This is a genomic window from Paenibacillus sp. FSL M7-0802 (assembly GCF_038004945.1).
Classification (GTDB): domain Bacteria; phylum Bacillota; class Bacilli; order Paenibacillales; family Paenibacillaceae; genus Paenibacillus; species Paenibacillus polymyxa_B.
Map to the genome: position 1 here is coordinate 2,125,725 of NZ_JBBOSD010000001.1, position 18,024 is coordinate 2,143,748.

General features: G+C 42.5%; 16 protein-coding genes and 1 pseudogene. 4 read left to right on the forward strand and 13 right to left on the reverse strand.

Annotation, left to right across the window (positions count from 1 at the left end):
* Positions 1–2: 2 nt before the first annotated feature.
* The 6 genes from MHB54_RS09950 to MHB54_RS09975 form a co-directional block, all read right to left on the reverse strand.
* Complete coding sequence (locus MHB54_RS09950) at positions 3–701, reverse strand: response regulator transcription factor (protein WP_023986855.1); 699 nt, start codon at positions 699–701, stop codon at positions 3–5.
* An 895-nt stretch (positions 702–1,596) separates the two neighbouring features.
* A complete protein-coding gene (locus MHB54_RS09955; protein ID WP_081326408.1) occupies positions 1,597–2,361 on the reverse strand; it encodes an ATP-grasp domain-containing protein in 765 nt (254 codons plus the stop codon).
* 116 nt (positions 2,362–2,477) lie between these two features.
* A complete protein-coding gene (locus MHB54_RS09960; RefSeq protein ID WP_053324557.1) occupies positions 2,478–3,161 on the reverse strand; it encodes a metal-dependent hydrolase in 684 nt (227 codons plus the stop codon).
* A 173-nt stretch (positions 3,162–3,334) separates the two neighbouring features.
* Positions 3,335–3,559, reverse strand: a complete 225-nt coding sequence (locus MHB54_RS09965; protein ID WP_264454223.1) for a hypothetical protein — start codon at positions 3,557–3,559, stop codon at positions 3,335–3,337.
* Positions 3,560–3,720: 161 nt separating this feature from the next.
* Positions 3,721–4,356, reverse strand: coding sequence for an FMN-dependent NADH-azoreductase (locus MHB54_RS09970; RefSeq protein WP_023986849.1), 636 nt, complete (start codon positions 4,354–4,356; stop codon positions 3,721–3,723).
* A 49-nt stretch (positions 4,357–4,405) separates the two neighbouring features.
* Positions 4,406–4,789: a tautomerase family protein gene (locus tag MHB54_RS09975; RefSeq protein WP_023986848.1), complete on the reverse strand. Its 384-nt coding sequence runs from the start codon at positions 4,787–4,789 to the stop codon at positions 4,406–4,408.
* A gap of 132 nt (positions 4,790–4,921) precedes the next feature.
* Between MHB54_RS09975 and MHB54_RS09980 the strand changes: the two genes are divergently transcribed.
* Complete coding sequence (locus MHB54_RS09980) at positions 4,922–7,450, forward strand: helix-turn-helix domain-containing protein (protein ID WP_340981582.1); 2,529 nt, start codon at positions 4,922–4,924, stop codon at positions 7,448–7,450.
* 1,305 nt (positions 7,451–8,755) lie between these two features.
* On the opposite strand, the gene MHB54_RS09985 is transcribed toward MHB54_RS09980, so the two are convergent.
* A complete protein-coding gene (locus MHB54_RS09985) occupies positions 8,756–9,667 on the reverse strand; it encodes a LysR family transcriptional regulator (RefSeq protein ID WP_264454225.1) in 912 nt (303 codons plus the stop codon).
* A gap of 188 nt (positions 9,668–9,855) precedes the next feature.
* Between MHB54_RS09985 and MHB54_RS09990 the strand changes: the two genes are divergently transcribed.
* Genes MHB54_RS09990 through MHB54_RS10000 form a run of 3 tightly spaced genes read left to right on the forward strand, consistent with a single transcriptional unit; the run spans position 9,856 to position 12,572 of the window.
* The gene (locus tag MHB54_RS09990) at positions 9,856–10,707 is read left to right on the forward strand and encodes an MBL fold metallo-hydrolase (protein WP_053324553.1); all 852 of its coding nucleotides are present in this window, start codon (positions 9,856–9,858) and stop codon (positions 10,705–10,707) included.
* Between the two features lie 54 nt (positions 10,708–10,761).
* The gene (locus MHB54_RS09995; protein WP_028541114.1) at positions 10,762–11,241 is read left to right on the forward strand and encodes a GNAT family N-acetyltransferase; all 480 of its coding nucleotides are present in this window, start codon (positions 10,762–10,764) and stop codon (positions 11,239–11,241) included.
* Positions 11,242–11,294: 53 nt separating this feature from the next.
* Entirely contained in the window at positions 11,295–12,572 is a 1,278-nt protein-coding gene (locus MHB54_RS10000) for an MFS transporter (RefSeq protein WP_264454226.1), read from the forward strand.
* Between the two features lie 316 nt (positions 12,573–12,888).
* Here the strand turns inward: MHB54_RS10000 and MHB54_RS10005 are convergent.
* From MHB54_RS10005 to MHB54_RS10030, 6 genes and pseudogenes are all read right to left on the reverse strand, one after another.
* Positions 12,889–13,190: pseudogene (locus tag MHB54_RS10005) on the reverse strand (recombinase family protein).
* 246 nt (positions 13,191–13,436) lie between these two features.
* Positions 13,437–14,756, reverse strand: a complete 1,320-nt coding sequence (locus MHB54_RS10010; protein ID WP_264454227.1) for an ABC transporter permease — start codon at positions 14,754–14,756, stop codon at positions 13,437–13,439.
* A complete protein-coding gene (locus MHB54_RS10015; protein ID WP_023986841.1) occupies positions 14,749–15,651 on the reverse strand; it encodes an ABC transporter ATP-binding protein in 903 nt (300 codons plus the stop codon). Before MHB54_RS10015 ends, MHB54_RS10010 begins: the two co-directional genes overlap by 8 nt.
* A 2-nt stretch (positions 15,652–15,653) precedes the next feature.
* Positions 15,654–16,589, reverse strand: coding sequence for an ATP-binding cassette domain-containing protein (locus tag MHB54_RS10020; RefSeq protein WP_081376928.1), 936 nt, complete (start codon positions 16,587–16,589; stop codon positions 15,654–15,656).
* 41 nt (positions 16,590–16,630) lie between these two features.
* Positions 16,631–17,032 carry a GntR family transcriptional regulator gene (locus MHB54_RS10025; protein WP_340981583.1) on the reverse strand — a complete coding sequence of 134 codons (402 nt, stop codon included), beginning with the start codon at positions 17,030–17,032 and terminating at the stop codon, positions 16,631–16,633.
* 41 nt (positions 17,033–17,073) lie between these two features.
* Entirely contained in the window at positions 17,074–17,793 is a 720-nt protein-coding gene (locus MHB54_RS10030) for a hypothetical protein (RefSeq protein WP_254348756.1), read from the reverse strand.
* Positions 17,794–18,024: the final 231 nt, after the last annotated feature.

An 18,024-nucleotide genomic window follows, 5' to 3' on the forward strand; every position in this document is an offset into this window, starting at 1 on the left:
GCTTATCCACCCATTTTTTTAAATTTGTACCCGATTCCGAAGACGGTAGTAATGTATCCAGTGGCATCCAGCTTTTTGCGGAGTCTTTGGATATGCGTATCAACCGTACGGGTATCTCCGGCAAAATGATAACCCCATACCAGATCAAGCAGTTCGGAACGTGTAAAGTTTCTGCCCGGATGTTTAACCAGCATCATAAGCAGGTCAAATTCCTTGGGGGTCAATTCAACGGGACGGCCCTCTTTTTGGACAAGCCGTTCTTCTTCGATCACTTCAATATTTTCAAACCTAATGACGGCTTTCGCGGCTTCTTCCCTGTCCGGGCTGCTCGCCTGCTCCACTCTGCGCAAAATGGTTCGAATGCGTGCAACAACTTCGCGCAGATCAAAAGGCTTGGTAATATAATCATCGGCACCGAATTCAAGGCCGAGAATCTTATCGGTAATATCCGATTTGGCCGTAATCATGCAAATCGGTATGTTATAGTCCATAGTCACCTTTTTGCAAATATCTAGACCGCTCTGGTCAGGCAGCATCCAATCCAGCAGCAGCAAATCGGGCTGAAACGACTGCAACTCATGCATTCCCGCTGCTCCGCTGGCCGCTGTGCGTGTCTGGAACCCCTCCATAGAAAGCCCATACGAAAGCAAGTCGGCAATCGGGGCATCATCTTCAATAATAAGAATCTTTGCTTTATTCATAGCAATCCTCATCTCTATTTTTAATACGGCAGGTTTATGACATTGTCCATTATATTAATCATTCAGGGGAAAACAATCAAATGTATATTGTAAATGTTTTTACGTAAAAAACCACGCGCAAATGACTGCGCATGGTTTTGATTACAGCATAGAGAGCTATGAAATATTCGGAAACAAAAGGAGGCTGCTTTAGCGATCCAATAAATTCAAGGAAAATATAATCACATGTTTCCAACAAGTATGACATCTTACAAACTAGTAATTATTAAACAAACTATTTCTCCCGTTTAGACTCGGTGCATACTACAATTAATCTTAATTATAATTGCAGATAATTTTTATTCAGTAATTCCTCTTCTAATAGTTACTCACATGTGTGGTGTCATAATTAATGAGAAAACAACAGCAGAATACATGCATTATTTGAGGATCATTTTCATAATTAATGAGAACTCATTGACTCGAAGTTATTAGATCTGCCCTAATTTTCATATTTCATGAGAATATCCACAACTCTAAAAATGAGTATTTATACAATCAATAATTTGTATAACTTCTTCTTTGTCAATTATGATGATTTTTCTCGTATAATCTGAAAATTTTTTCATTAAATATGACACCTCTCTTCAGACAATAAAGTTGTGTACTAGCGAGTCAACTAAAATTTGTGCGATAAACAATAAAATTGAGTACCAAAATCCAATATCTTTGATAAGGAATTCTCTATCTTTTTTATATATTTTTATTAATTGGTTCAGAACAAAGGACCTTTGGACCATATTTTCACAAAAAAAACCAAGCTGACGATTATAAGATGGACTTTTTTTCTTGTACAAAAAAAGAGTCTGCCCTTGGGCAGACCCGATACAAATGAACAGTCTCGTGCAAGTTGTGCTCAGATAGATTGAACCTGCTGGATGGAGGCTGTTTCAATTCGGATTAATGAAAGCGCATGCTCTACCGATGCCGCTGCTTCTTCGGGGGTACTCCCCCCTCCCAAAAAATATCCTATATAGTTTTTGTTGCTAGTCGCCGGGACGAGCTCCGAGTGTTCTCCTACATCTAAACTGATTCGATGGATTCCATCCATATGCTCCGCCTCGTTTACTCCATTGACGCTCATAATGACGACCTTTCCTTCCACTTGTGGCAGCAACAATTTTATGCAGCAGAACGGATATTTCACCTTCTCTTTCACATAAGGAATGTCGAGCAAATGACACACGGTAGCACGCTGCATGTTGACGCCTGTGGTTAGCCGAACCATATCCCAAATTTGATTGCCACCGTATCGTGTGTGAGACTCGATAATGTACGGTATGCCTCGCCGTAGCTTGATTTCTGTATGTGAGGGGCCTTCAAGATGTCCAATGGAAGTGAGTAAACTGCATACCGTTTCTTGAATAGCCTCTCGATCTTCCATTTTCAAAGGTGCGGGTAACAGGTGACCAGCCTCTATGAAATAAGGCATTACCACCTCTTTGGTTGTGATTGCAAGCACTTCGTGCCTTCCATTAGTCGTCAGCACCTCAACGCTGTATTCTTCCCCGTCGTCTATATACTCCTCAATCACCAGCGTACCATCCAATATATATTCATCCTGCTGTGTGCTATGACGCAACGCGTCTTCAATCTGTTCGAAAGAGCGGATAATTGAAATCCCCCCCCTACCTTACTGGGCTATTCAAAAATATCTCTTGATAATCGTATAAGATGGACTTCTTTGTTTTCTTGTTTTCGGCCGATTATTTCGTGATAAAGTCAAAATGATCAGCGTTAAAGTTCAATTCCCTCACCAGCTTCAAGAACTACCCCTACCCCGGTCGGCAGTAACGAAACAAAGAAATGGGGGTCTTGCTTAATGAACGGAAACGTGTCGAAATGGATCGGTACAACCTGTTTGGCCTGAAGCCATTCTGTAGCCACTGCGGCGTCTTCTGGACCCATAGTGTGATTGTCCCCGATGGGTAGAAAAGCCAGGTCAATTGCATTGCGTTCTCCAATCACCTTCATATCGTAAAACAGGCCTGTGTCCCCGGCATGAAACAGCGTTTTGCCTTCGGCGGAAAACAGTATTCCCGTGGGCATCCCCGTATAGATAATTGTTTTTGTTTCTTTGTATACATGACTTGAACTATGAAAAGCTTGTGTCAATTTCACTTTCCCAAAGTCAAATGTATACGCTCCGCCGATGCTCATTGCATGTGTACGTACGCCTTCCCATCCGAGCAGGTCCGCTAGTTCTGCCGAAGCAATAACCAGCGCGTTGTTACGTTTGGCAATCTCTACGGTATCTCCCACATGATCGCCGTGCCCATGGGTTAACAGAATCACATCCGTCTTTACCGTGGATGCATCCAGGTCCGTATTGGCGTTCCCTGTAATAAACGGATCGATCAGAATGATTTTCCCGAGGGTCTCAATTTTTACAACAGAATGTCCATGATAGGTCACCTTCATTATGCTTCCTCCTTGAATTCATTGATTGTTGCCGGGTTTTCTGCGGGTGAAGATCATATAAAACGCAACTGCAACCATGTTAGATAACACAATAATTAGGCCCATGGGTATGGCCAATTTACCCCCACCGAGGCCGGTCAAAGGTGCCGCCAGTCCGCCCAGTACGAATGAGATCAGACCAGCAGTGCTGATGCGCTGCCGGCCGCTTGTCCATAGTTTTGCATCGCAAGGGAGGAACCGGTTGTGGTTACGATACCGACGCTGGAAACGGTGAAAAATAGAGGTATGCAAACGGCATACAATCCCCCACCACTGATCAGCACAATGAATAAGATTAAACCGCTCACAGTTGCCAGCGTAATTCCGCTTATAAACAGAGTTTGCCCGCTAATGCTCACTGACAGTCGCCCTGTAATCTGACCTGGAATGATTAGTCCCAGTCCGTTCAGGGCAAACAGTATGCTGAATAGCTGCGGAGACGTACCGAACAGATTTTGAATGACAAACGTGAGCCGGAGATGTATGCAAACATGTTTTACGATACATGCTTCATCATTGCTTAGAAGTTTTGCGCTGCTGTACGTGCTTGTCCAATGGCTTCGGCTTTGATCTGAGGCGCACGCTCTCCTGCTGAAGATATACCCTCGATGTATAGATGATCCACGTCAGTAATTCCCACAAAATTCAGTACGGTTTTCAGGTGACGGCTGCCGTTCTCCCGATCAGCGACAGGACCTGCGGAGTACACGCCGCCACTAGCTTGGATGTGGAACGCTTTTTTGTTTTTGAGCAGGCCGACCGGGCCGTTTTCGGTGTATTTGAATGTTTTAGCTCTGACACAGAAGGAATCAATGTATGCTTTCATCACCGGAGGATATGAGAAATTCCACATCGGTGTCACGAACACATATTTGTCTGCGGTCACGAACTCCTCCAGAAGTTCATTTAACTGAGTTACTTTTTGCTGCTGTTCCACTGTCAGTTGATTGAACGTACCGCCCGTTTGCAGCTTGCCCCACGCTTCCAATACGTCAGCATCAATGTACGGAATGTTGCGTCGATACAGATCCACATGAATAACCTCATCCTGTGGGTGGCTTTCGCGATAAGCTTGTACAAATTGTTCGCCGGCAGCAAGGCTGTAGGATGCTTCCGGGTTACCAGGGTGAGCAGTAATATATAATAATGTTGACATGGTTATGACTTCCTTTCTTATATAAACGAAATTTATGATGGGTAATGAGTTAGGCGAGGAATGGACCAAGACCATTGCCATACGACCAGTTTTCTTTCGTAACCTCAATAAGATTGATGAATACATCCTCTTTACGAATACCAATCTTCTGATGCAACTGCTCGGCAAGTGCCGCGTAAAAATCTTTTTTCACTTCATCAGAACGACCGATGTTCAAAGTGATTTGAATGATAAGAAATCCATCACTTCTTTCAATGTCGAGACACGTTGGATCAAAACTCAAATTTTCGCGATCCAGTTCTTCAATAATCAAAAACCGATCGTTTGCAGGTACATGCAGTTTATCCACGACAGTTTGCAAGACAACTTCCCCGATCTGCGTTTTCTCTTTACTCGGACGACCCTTCAGTGTAACAATGCGAGTTAAAGGCATCAGTGTTACCTCCTTGTTTTGTTTATGTTGATATGGATTATTTTATCTGCTACAATCCAGAGCACGAATGTACATAAGTTCGTGTTTGTTCGTGTGTTCAAGTTGCTCAAACTATGAAATTCAGGTGATTGAATGGATGACAGTAAATACGCAAAAGATTGGCCCCATGAATGGATCAAAAAAATTCGTACGAGACCTTCCAGACAAGAGACGTCAAAAAAGATGCGGCAAGTGGATCTGGCGAAGCGGGTTGGTGTTGATCCAAGGACGGTACAGCAATGGGAAAGTGGAGATCGTCTACCCAGCATCGGAAACCTCAAGCAGATTATTCAGGTTTTTTGGGAAGAAGGGTTGTTTCTGAAGGGAGATCCTCGCCAGGAAGCTGAACAGCTTTGGATGGCTGTAAAGCGTTTATCGGAAGCGCGTTCAGCCACGAGACGCGAGTTTGAGGATTTTGATAAGGCCTGGTTTGATACGCTGATGACAACCAAAGCTATACAGCCGGATACAGGCAAAGAAAAGCGAGGTACCGCGGTCACGGCACCAGCCCGATTACGGAAGATGCCATCCACCTTTGTTGGACGACATCAATCCAGAGATGCCTTGGCGGAGCAGTTAACTCACCACGCGCTAGTTTCCATCATTGGATCTGGTGGAATCGGCAAAACGTCCCTTGCTGTCGAACTGGCTTCGACGCTTACGGAACGTTTTCCGCAAGGCATCTGGATGTTTGAATTTGGTGCAATCAGTGAAGCGCATGACGTGGGTCCGTTTCTTTTATCCACGCTGGGGCTGTCAAACCAAGGGAGCCAGCCCGATGTACAAGTTGTACTGGAAACGGCAATCAACCGTAATATGCTATTTATTTTCGATAATTGTGAGCATCTCATTGATGTCATCGCCACGGTGGCCGAGTCTCTTCTGGCAGAGGCACCAGAGTTATCCATTTTGGCGACCAGTCGAGAGCCACTTAACATTGCAGAAGAGTATGTTTACCGAATCCCTCCGCTTTCTTTTCCCGTGGATGAAGTCACACTGGATGAACTTTCCGAAACGGAATTGATAAACTATGAATCCGTACAACTGTTCCTGGAACGAGCCAGCATTCAGGCTCCCCATTTTGCGGTCTCCCTTCCCCATCTGAAACGGATTGCTTCGATATGCAAGAAAATTGGGGGCATCCCGTTAGCGATTGAGCTTGCTGTGGCACGAATGAATATGCTGACCCTGGAACAGATTGAAGAACGTCTGACGAATCAGCTGACCCTGCTGACCGTAGGCAAACGAACAGCCACGCCCCGGCACCAAACGTTACGTTCAACAATTGACTGGAGCTATAATCTACTTACGGGCAGGGAACGTCTTTTATTAAGACGGCTTAGTGTATTCGAAGGAGGTTTCACACTGGAGGCGGTGGAAGGAATCTGCATCTGTGAACCAGACATACCCGATCGGGAAGACCGCATAACTGTGGTAGACGTGGTTGATCTCTTGTCGAGCCTAGTTAACAAGTCTCTAGTCTCCACACAAATCAGCTCGCACTATGGCTCCATTCGCTATTTTCTGCTGGAGGCCATCAAGGAATATGCGAGTGACAAGTTCCGTGAAGAATCCGATGATCGCAAGCGAGATGCTCTCTATGAGCGTCATGTGAGGTATTACATGAAGTACCTTCTACAGGCTGAATCCCAATTTCGGAGCATTGAACGTGAGTCCTGCATCGAGGCGGTAAGACGGGAATATGCCAATCTGCGTTCTGCACTTCAATGGTCTTATTCAAGTGTTCAGGTCCGTCCTAGTGGTCTTCATATGGCGGCGCATCTGTATTGGTTCTGGCTTCACGAAGGCAGGTTGAAAGATGGGTTGTTTTGGTTGGAGAGATTTCTGTACACGGAAGAAGAAAGCCATGCCTTTCGTACGGATTCAGCCAAAGCGTGGCATGGATTGAGTATTATTCAATTTATACAGGGCCATACAAAAACAGCTATGGAAGCAGCGACACGAAGTGTGGAAATTGCCCGTGAACAACAAGAGATTTCCCTGTTAGCCTCATCCCTGCGTTTGCTCGCTTTTCTCCACATTAAGCAGAATTGTATCGAGGAAGCGGAAACGGTTGTACAGCAGAGTGCAGACTTGGCGAGAAGCGCTCATGACTCATGGAATCTTGCCTCTTCTCTGCATGCATACGGCAAAATACGGCTGGAACAGCACCGATACAATGATGCTTCCGTATTGCTGAGAGAAAGTGTACATCTCTTTGAAACGGTACAGGATCAGTGGGAAGTGTCCGGTCCCTATGAATGTCTTGGGTATACCGCTTTGAAACTCGGGAAGCTGGATCAATCAATCGAATATTTCAAGAAATGCATTGCCGCAAGCCAAATATATCGAGGGTCCTGGGTTCTCTCCCGAGGAATTGAGGGGTTAGGGATTACCTTATGCGCTCAGGGAGCGCTGACCGATGCAGCGATCCTTCTTGGAGCAGCCGAGAAAGGTCGTCAAGCCTATGATGAGGGTAGCATACCCAATTTTCCTGACGAACATCGTAAGAGTGTAAGCGCCATTCAGCAGGGTTTGCAGGAACAGGAATGGTATAGATGGTGGAACAAAGGGAAAGAGATGACCCAAGCTCAAGCGCTTGCCTACGCTTTGGAGATATAGAGGGTTGCCAATCGAATGAATAGATAAACTAGACGAACCATACGCTGTCCCCCTTGAACTACAAAGTGATGAAATTCATTTGCTTGTGGCCAAAGGGATTTTTTGATAACAACAAAAGTCGCCATAACACAACATTAAGCAAAACGAGCATACCTATGTTGTGTTGAAAAAGATTCTGTTTCCGCAAGTCAGGTAACCAGAACTGATCCAGGTCGGAATCACTGAAGGTGCACCCTCGCTAACAGTTTTTTCAGAAGTACAGACGGGTCATTACCTCGCACTAAAATTGTTAATAATCCTGATTCACTGGAAAATAAAGCATTAAAGATATAAACTTCGAATAATCTTTTTTCTTGAGCCCTCTCATATGATGAAAGTAATTCAATTTGCGCCTTGGAAACCACGTTGAACCAGAATAACGAGTGCACAGCAGAACTATGGTTACGATACCAACAAAAACCGGACTTTTCACTGGTTTACTTTACGGGCTGTGACAGCTTCGCTGGTACTACCCCGACCTACAATATACGCCTCCTCAGCCAGAGAGCAAGAAGCAGCTTGTCGCCAAGCTGGAGGAAGCAAGGCGCCACATGCATGAGATTGGGGCGTCGCTGCAGAACATAGACCCAGAGCGGCTGGACGCTCTCTTACAAACTGCAGTGTTATTTGGCTAACGGGACACGATGTTGAATGTTGACCACAACAGCGGCCAGTCTAGGATTTTATTTTCGCTTCCTTATCTGCCGCTGTTGCATTTGTCGGATCAGTCGAAAAACATATTTCTCAAAAGCTGACGACCTTTGAAATGGACAATCGCGTAAAATCAGCAACTCCAGTCTACAACTTTATTTTCTTCGAACATCAATTATGATAATTTTCTCGTTTAATCTAAAAATTTTCTTAAAATATCACACCACTTTCTTCGAACAATAAAGTTGTGTACTAGCGAGTCAACTACAATTATTTCCCCCTGTGCGGATACAATAAAGTTGTGTGCCCGTCTTTACCTTTTCTAATATTTCTTTACGGGGTAACGTCAGGAAAATGCGGAATTACAACGTTAAGGAAATCCTCATATTAAAAGCCTGATTTTTCAATAAATGCTGGGAAATAAGACTTTTTTCGTTACTCCATTACAGCGCCCGTTTCAAGAAAAACCGTTTATGGTTTAGCTATAGGTATTAAGATTTCAAAATGAGGGTCGCTTGAGTCTGAATCATTTGCCTATTTTTCATGCTTTAAGCTGCTATTATGGAGGAGAAAATGTAACTAAGGCCTCCGGTTGCCTTAACAAATAATTTCCTCTCATGACCAGTCTCTTGTGTGTTTCAATGTAATATCGATAAACTTTGATAGAGCGGGGGAAATCCACTTGTTTTTATGATAAACAACTTGGGCTGAGATCTGTTTAAGATCACCTTTGCAAGGAATAACCTTTAACCTTCCATCCTTGATTTCATTATTTACAGTTATTAATGGTAAACAAGCAATACCCAGCCCACTCATTACGCAACGTTTTATCGCCTCAATACTCCAAAGTTCCATCGTGTTGGAAAGTAAGATTCCTCTTTCTCGAAGATATTCTTCAAACATGGTTCGATAACTGCATTCTTTCTCATTCGTGATCAAACACTCGTTTAACTTTTGGTTTTCATAGCTTTGATCTAAAACATTCAGCGGGTTGTCATGACTTCCAACAAGGACAATAGGCTCGTCCAATAAAGAATGTACGATTAAATCTGAATCCTGAAACGTTGGCATCATAAGAAATGCAATATCTGCACTACCATTAAGTATTGCTCTCTTGTTATCTCCGCAAGTAGCGTTACTTAGAATGATGCTTACATGGGGAAACTTATTTCTATATTCTCTTAATATAGGTTCAAGTCGATAAACCGTTAAAGATTCAGGAGCAGCAATCCTTAACTCGCCTCTTATTTCATCACCATCATTTACAATGCTTTCGATTTTCCCGTAAGTATCCAAAATTTCTTGAGTATAGTGCAATAATTTCTTGCCTATATCAGTCAATCTTACCTTTCGACCCATCCGATCAAATAGAGGTGCACCCAAATGTTCTTCAAGTGCTTGAATATGAGAAGTGACCGTGGATTGAGTGTAACCTAAATGTTCTGCTGCTTGTGTAAAGCTACCAAATTGAATAACTTTTTTAAATGTAATAAAATGACGTATTTCCATCAGTTCACCAACTTTCAATTTAATCTCACTTCTATAGTATCAAAAAAATCAATGGATAACTTCTCGAATTTCAATTTTACTAACAATTAGTTCCGGGTTAATCTTAAGGAAATTTGAAAACAGAAGGATATTATGTGAAAACCATTCTGGACGTACCTTTTAATTAAGGTATTTACAACGCTAAATAGTCAGGGAGGAGAAATGACATGACGGAAGTTAAAATCAAAAAAAATCCCCTAAACTGGGATGTATTAGTGTCAAAGCGTCAAGGTCTCAGTAGAGATTTACCAGAAGGACAAGAATTGCTGAAGTGGGTGGCAAATACGGTCACGCTTATCTATGGTGAACAAGACGCAGTCCTCATTGATACATTTCTTACTATTAAAGAAAATCAAGCATTGGTAGATTGGGTTGTCAAAAGTGGTAAAAACTTAACCACAATCTATATCACTCATGGTCATGGTGATCATTTCTTTGGTATAAAGATGCTTTTAGATCGTTTCCCTGATGCAAGAGCGATAGCAACTCCAGGTGCTGTCAAAGCCATGCAAGAACAAATATCTCCTGAATCTTTCTGGCATAAACTCTTTCCTGGTGAGATACCTGAGGATCTAGTCGTCGCTCAGGAACTTGAAGGAAGTGAGTTCGAGCTAGAAGGACAAAAACTTATCGTGGTGAATACTGGGTTTACTGATACTGGAGATACAACGTCTCTACACGTCCCATCAATTGATTTAATCGTTTCAGGGGATGCAACTTATAACGACATTCATCTTTACTTGGCTGAAACCACTAACGAAACTCGAATTGAGTGGATAGCTGTGCTCGACAAACTTGAGGTACTAAAACCACGTGCAGTGGTTGCTGGACATAAGAAACCCGAAAATGAAGATAATCCCAAAATTATCGCCGAGACACAAAATTACATCCGAGATTTTAACCGATTGAATGAAATAACGGAAACAGCACAGGAGCTCTACCATAAGATGTTAGAACTCTATCCAAATAGAGCTAATCCAGGTGCACTTTGGGGAGCAGCAAAAGCAGCGAAATCTTAATAAAAGGTATATATAATAGCATTTTTTAATAAACACGGTTGGAGGAGTTAATAAATGATTACGGTTTACGATGATAGTTATAAAGAAGAAGTCATTAAATTAATATTGCATGTACAGAATGTCGAATATGAAGTGGGTATTAGTCTTAAAGAACAACCGGACATTCTGGACATTCATTCAAATTATATAAATGATGGCGGTAATTTTTGGATAGCGTTAAATGATAACGGAGAGGTCGTAGGTTCAATTGGTTTGCAAAAGAAAAATAAGGAGGTTGCTGTATTAAAGAAATTTTTTGTTTATAAAGACTACCGTGGTAAAGAATTTGGGACAGGAAAAAAGCTTTATGAAGCACTGCTTGATTTTGCTAAGAAACAAGGTTTTTCTAAGATAATTTTAGATACCCCATCTAAAGCCACTAGGTCACACGGTTTCTATAAAAAGGCTGGATTTAAAGAGATTGATAAAGAAGATTTGCCAATTAAATATGATTATCCTGACCGCAATTCAATTATATTTCTATTAGAACTATAACAAAAGGAAAGAAGGTCTTATTTTTATGGAATAGTTAAACGGAGGGTTTGTCTTTGAAGAATAAGATTATATTGTTTTGTTTACTAAGTACTGTATTACTCGGAGTAATGAATAGTTTCTTTTTTAATTTAGCTCTCGTACCAATTGCTAAAGACTTAAATATTTCTATATCTTTTAGCAGTTGGTTTATCTTAGGGTATTCAATTATGGTTACAGTAGGTTCAATAATATACAGTAAGCTTGCTGAAAGCATTCAATTAAAAAAACTATATCTATTTGCTTTAGTTATCTTTGTTCTTTTCTCTATCTTGGGCTTTTTTATGGATCATTTTTATTTACTTGTATTATCTAGAATGGCACAAGGAGTCGGAGGGGCAGCCTTTATTTCACTGACAATGGTTGCAATTATAGATGTACTTGATCGAGCATTATTACCGATAGGTCTTGCTTTTATAAGCTTTGCTATGGCTTTAGGATCAGGTTTAGGACCTTTACTGAGTGGTATTATTCTATCCATAATGGATTGGCACATGTTATTTTTATTTATGAGTTGTGCAATAATTTTTATACCAATTTTATATTTTACTTTTCCAGAAAATAAGGTAGAAAATAAGACTCCATTTGATTGGTTAGGGACGTTTTATTTATTATTATGTATTCTCTTTTTATTATGTGCCTTGAACATTAATTTTCTTTTTATTGTTTTTTGTAGTTTATTTTCCCTAGTATTCATTCGCCATATCAATACCGTTTCTTACCCAATTATTGATAAAAAAATATTTAATAATACAATTTTTGTTAGAATAACTAGTCTTAGTTTTTTGTTATTTTTTTTGCTAGGAGCAAATGTTTTTCTTCTCTCTTATATTTTTTCTTATACTTTTAATCCCATACAGTCTGGAATCCTATTTTTTATAAGTGCTTTAATAGGAGGGTTTGCAAGTATAGGGATTGGGAAGAATATGACTAATAAAAATGTGAAAAAATTCTATAGAATAGGATTATATATTTTTTTCATAGGTTATTTAATTAGTATTTTTAACTCAAAAATAGGCATAGTATACATTTTAACAAGTGTTTGTTGCTTCATTGCCTTTTCTGTTGTACAAGTTGCTTTAAATAATTTATTAGATTTGGAACTGAAAGAATCCAAGAAAATAAGTATTGGTGTTTATAATTTATGCAATTTTATCGGTATGAGTATTGGTGTAGCATTATTTAGTAAATTAGTTATTATATTTAATATAAATATTTGTTTTATTTTTTTATTAGCGACTGTGATTACAAAAGGATTCATGTCAAACAATATTAATACAGCAAAAGGAAACTAGTACTGAGTGAAACTGAAGGGATTTTTCAGACAGATCGGTCATTGGCTGGTTAGTTAATCAGCTTTCCAACATACCCATTTATATTATTCCTTTGGATAGTAAAATAATATTTAACAATGGTAAGGAGATAACTGGATATGAAATATATTCGTTCAATACCTGTAGTTAGTTCCTAAGAGGGGTACGGAAACGATTCGGGGATTGAGAGGCCACATATAAAATAATCCCCAGTTATTATACCCCTTTTTCCTCTATTTCCTTTACAGTTTTATCTGTTGTTTTTCGTAATTCAATTGCATGGTTCATTCCTGGGTGTTTATCTGTATTTTTTTACCCTTCCTTGATATTTTCCCTTTTGCTTAGCCAATTTTATCCCCGAACGTTGCTTTTCTTTAATCATTTCTCGATCTAGCTCACTGAATACTGCCATAACAGTTAAAAAGAATTTACCAGTAGGTGTTCTTGTATCAATTCCTAAGTTTAAGATAATAAAATGTATGTTTCTTTCACGAAGTTGTTCAACCAGCTGCAACAACTGTCAGTATTTCGATCAAGACCTTCCATTCTAGTCACAACTAAGGTATCATCGGCAGCTATCTTGGAAAGAAGTTCACCCAATTGATGCTTCTGTTTAGAAACACCACTAATTTTCTCCTTTTACAATTTCGTTCACTCCAAATTATTAATCATCACCATTTAAAGTAGAATTGCCTTGATCCATCGGTACTTCTGATGAGTCAAGGCCCCCACTCTGTCCAAAACATATATTAAATAAAATTTCATTTATTAATTACATTTCTCACTAATTACGAAAAAAATTCTCATTAATTATGACACCACACATCACACATCAACAACAGCTTCTTAAATCTTGTAAGCCTTCATAGCTTTTCTTAACTCTTTGAATGAAGGACGTTTACCATACATTAAGACACCCGTACGGTAGATCTTGGCAGCCAGCCAACCGAACAACAAAATGGAGGCGACCAGAATACCAAGGGACAGCCAGATTTCCAGCAGGCTCGCCCGCTCCAGACCAATCCGCAGCAGCATGACAGTCGGCGAGAAAAATGGGATGTACCCAGCAACCTTTACGAAAATCGTATCAGGTGCGGCGATATTGAAGATACCGATATAAAAGGCTGCTAGTGACAGCACGGTAATCGGCATGATCGCCTGTCCCAACTCCTCGGTACGGCTAACGATGGAGCCCACCGCAGCGAACAATACTGCGTACAGAAAGTAGCCGAGGATGTAGAATACCAGACCATAACCCAACACCGCGATATTCAGTTGCGACAGATCCAGCCCGGCTGAGCTAAGAATGACATTATTATGCGGCAGCATAAGGTTGGCACATACAACGGCTGCAAAAACAGCAATTTGCAGTAGACCGACCAGGAAGATGCCGATAATTTTTCCGAACATCTGGGTCAACGGCGATACGCTTGTGATGAGAATCTCCATGATACGTGAGCTTTTTTCCGATGTCACCTCTGCAGCAATCATATTCCCCGTCATCATGGAGGAGGTGAAGAATAAAATCATCAGTACATAGACCAAACCATAGTTAATCATAGAGGTCTCTTTTTCCTCTGTCCCCACAGCTCCTCCTGCCTCAGATGGACCGTCTACTTCCCTGCTATCCACCATTACAGGTGTGCTAATTTCACGAATTTGATCGCTGGTCAATGCATTGCCGCCCATAATGGCTTTGACCTTAGCTTCCTGAAGTCCCGTCTGCAACAATGTAATTACAGCAGGAGATGGCTCTTTTTCTACAGAGACGTACTCCACTTTAGGAAACGTGTCCCCCTTAGTGGCAGGCTCCGTGAACTGCACGTAACCTTGCAGCTCCCCGTTTTTCAAGGCTTGCTGCATGGCCAGCGTTTGTACGTTGTCATAACGCACCCAGATGGCTGCCGGGTTGGATTGCTTCTTTGTAAATTGCTCCAGCTGATTCGCCACTTCTATCCGGCTCCCAGCAATCAGTCCCAAGCGATGATGCTCGGCTGCCGTTGTGCCCGAACCTCCTGCCCCATCTCCTTTAAACAAAGAAATCATATACGGCAGATTCATACCAATTGTAATGAGCAAGGCCAGTACCAGCGTTGTAATGATAAAAGATTTGGTTCTCGCCTTCTGACGAAACGTAAAACCGATCACCGTACCCAGTCTATTCATGGGAATCACCCACCTCTCTTATGAAAATCTCGTTCAGCGTAGGTTCCTTGATCTCAAAATGCTCCACATCCGTTTGCTCCAACGCCGTTTGTAAAATCAACTTCGCCGCATCCGGCTGCTCAATATGCAGCATCCAGCCGCGATCCATAGGCTCTGCACGGCGCACGCCGGGCAGCTGCTCCAGTCCGTTCACTTCACCTGTAGTAATGAGACGAACTTTTTCACGTGGGTAACGGCCCTTAATCTCCTGCACACTTCCCTGCACAACTGTATTTGAGCGATGCAAAATCGTAATATGGCGGCATAGTTCCTCCACATGCTCCATGCGGTGGGTCGAGAATAAAATCGCAGCCCCATCATCCCGCAGCTCTTTCACCGTATCCTTAAGCAATTCAACGTTCACCGGATCAAGCCCACTGAAGGCCTCATCCAAAATAAGCAGCGTCGGGCGATGCACTACAGCAGCAATAAAACCCATTTTCTGCTGATTCCCCTTGGATAGCTCCTCAATCCGCTTGTCGTAATATTCCGGCACCCCAAAGCGCTCCAGCCAGTAGCGTAGACTTTTGTCCGCCTCCTTGGCCGACATGCCGCGCAGCCTGCCCAAATAGTTAATTTGCTCGCTCACCTTCACCTTGGGGTACAACCCTCGCTCCTCAGGCAAATAACCCATCGTCCGTTGGAGCTCCTTGCTGTAGGGCTTGCCCTCATATTGAATGTTTCCTCCATCAGGGTAAATCAGGCCGAGCACCATGCGCATCGTTGTCGTTTTGCCTGCTCCATTGCCTCCCAGTAGTCCGTAAATCTCCCCGCCGTTCACATTCAGCGAAATTCCGTTCACCGCCGTGTGGTTCCCATATTGCTTCACGACCTCTTTCAATTGCAGCATGCTCATGATTACTCCGCTCCTTTTTTCTGCGTATATATCTCCACATCTTCTGATAGTTGTCCCGCAGACCAATGTACTAAAATATCATCCAGTTCCAAACGCCGCACACGGATGGGGCGAATGCCCGCTTGTTCCAATATGGCGCTGGTCTCTCCGGCTGCCAACGTTACAATTCGTTGCAATCCGCCTTCGCTCTCCGTCTCTACCACTCCCGGAAGCTCCGATGCCTCCTCTGGCGTGCCTTCAAACCACATTTCCTTGCTATTTTCGAGCAAATGGTCTTTTTCCAGCTTGCCGAGCAGCCTGCCATCATGCATCAGAACAATATAATCCGCCAAACGCTTAATCTCGTCTATAATATGAGTAGCAATAATGACCGTCGTTTTGCCGTTCTCCATACAATCCCGCAGTTCTTCCAGCATGATTTTCCAGGCAAAAGGGTCTAAACCCGACGAAGGCTCATCCAGCAGCAACAAACGGGGGTGAGGCGCCAAGGCTGCAGCCAGCTCAAACTTACGGCGCTCTCCCTTGGACATACGCGATAATTTCGTATGCTGAGGAACCTGAAATCGTTCCATCAGACGCTGAAAACGTGTTTCATCCCAGCCGGGATACCACAAGGCTCGAAAAGCCGCTGCTGCTTCTGCTGTGAGTCGATCTTCCTCACGGGTTGGCTGCTCTGACACATACCCAACCCATTGTCGTGTATCTGCTGGCATGCCGTCTGGATACGCTTGACCGAACCAACGGATTTCACCGGAATCCGGGTGGATAAGCTGAGTCAGCAGGTGAATCAATGTACTTTTGCCCGATCCGTTATGTCCAGCCAAAGCGACTACATATCCCGGTTCAATGGTTAGATTAATCGGTCCAATTTCCCGGTTACCCCGGGTTTTATAGACCTCGCTCATCTCAATAATGGGTGTTTTTATCTGTATCCCCATAGGAACTTCCACATGATGATTTACATCGTTCTTCACGGGCCTCACTCCTTCACTTGGACTTCATACCTTCTCTTCACCATTTTTGCGAAAAGCTCCCACAATTCCTGTTCTGTCATCTGCACAGCGATGCCTGTGTCAATCGCCGTTTCCAACGCCTCAGTCACTGCTTTAAGGCGGTAACCTGAGCGCTTATCGTCCTCAACCAGAGCTACGAAGGTGCCCGTCCCCTGCCGGGTACGAAGCAAGCCCTCGTTCTCCAAATCCTGATAGACCCGCCGGACGGTGATGACGCTGCAGCGGAGCGTCCCTGCAAACTCCCGAATGGAGGGAAGCAGCGTTCCCGCTGCAATCTGTCCGGTTACGATGAGTGAACGAAGTTGCTTTTCAATCTGCGCATACAGTGGTTCCGCGCTATTCTCATCAATTTGCACTGGTATATTCACCTGCTTCTCCCCCCTTTTTATCTATCTTTGTACACATACCGCTAAGTTAAGTCCCGTTTCATAAGCCTACGCTGTGTCACCCTATAGGACACGCACATACCCAGAACTCCTGCCAGCAGCGCTCCCCACATTACCGGAGACAACAGCTGCCATTCCTTGCTATAAAATGCCGTTATCGATACCAGATTGGCCCCACATACTTGAACTATAATCGTAACTATCCCACAAATAAGCATGATGACAATGGATATCCAAAAGTAGGATTTTCCTTTTTTAAGAAATTCTAAATGAATATAAATGGCTTGAATCAGCATTCCGTAGCCTATCCAGGTAAGTGCAAACGATACAAAGAAACCTGTACTCGCATATACCCGAAACGTAGCTGACAACGTAAAAAAGAGAGTGAAAAATATTACACTATTCATAACAAACGCCAAAAGCGCCTGTTGAATTCGACTCATAATCACCGCATTCATCGGTATAGGCAAGGTGCGGAAAAAGGCTAGCATATGCGTATAGGAATCTTCCTGAAGATATTTAAATGCACGACGGTTATAAATGAATCCGAGAAACGGAATCAACACCAGCATGATAAAATCGGCTACTGGACTCAAGTTTCCACGCTCATCCCAATGCACACTTACAGCAAAACTCATGGTAAATCCCAAATACGCAATAAACAGCAATGTCCACAGCATGACATATGGATTGTTGCGAAAATCGTGCCGGGTAATCTTCCATGCCTGTTTGATGATTGTCATTTTCTTATCCTGATCCCTTCTGCACTGCCTGTAATGACGACCTCATTCTCTCTTCATACGAAGTTGTTATTACAGTAATCAGTGTTATTACTGTATATATCCTTATACACAGTATATAAACCATGAATTACAACTGTCAACACCTGAATGTAAATTGTGCGTACAATCACAAAAGCTCGCCAGGACCTATGCTACTCTGTAAATGATAAACGTTCTCAATCAAGGGGATGA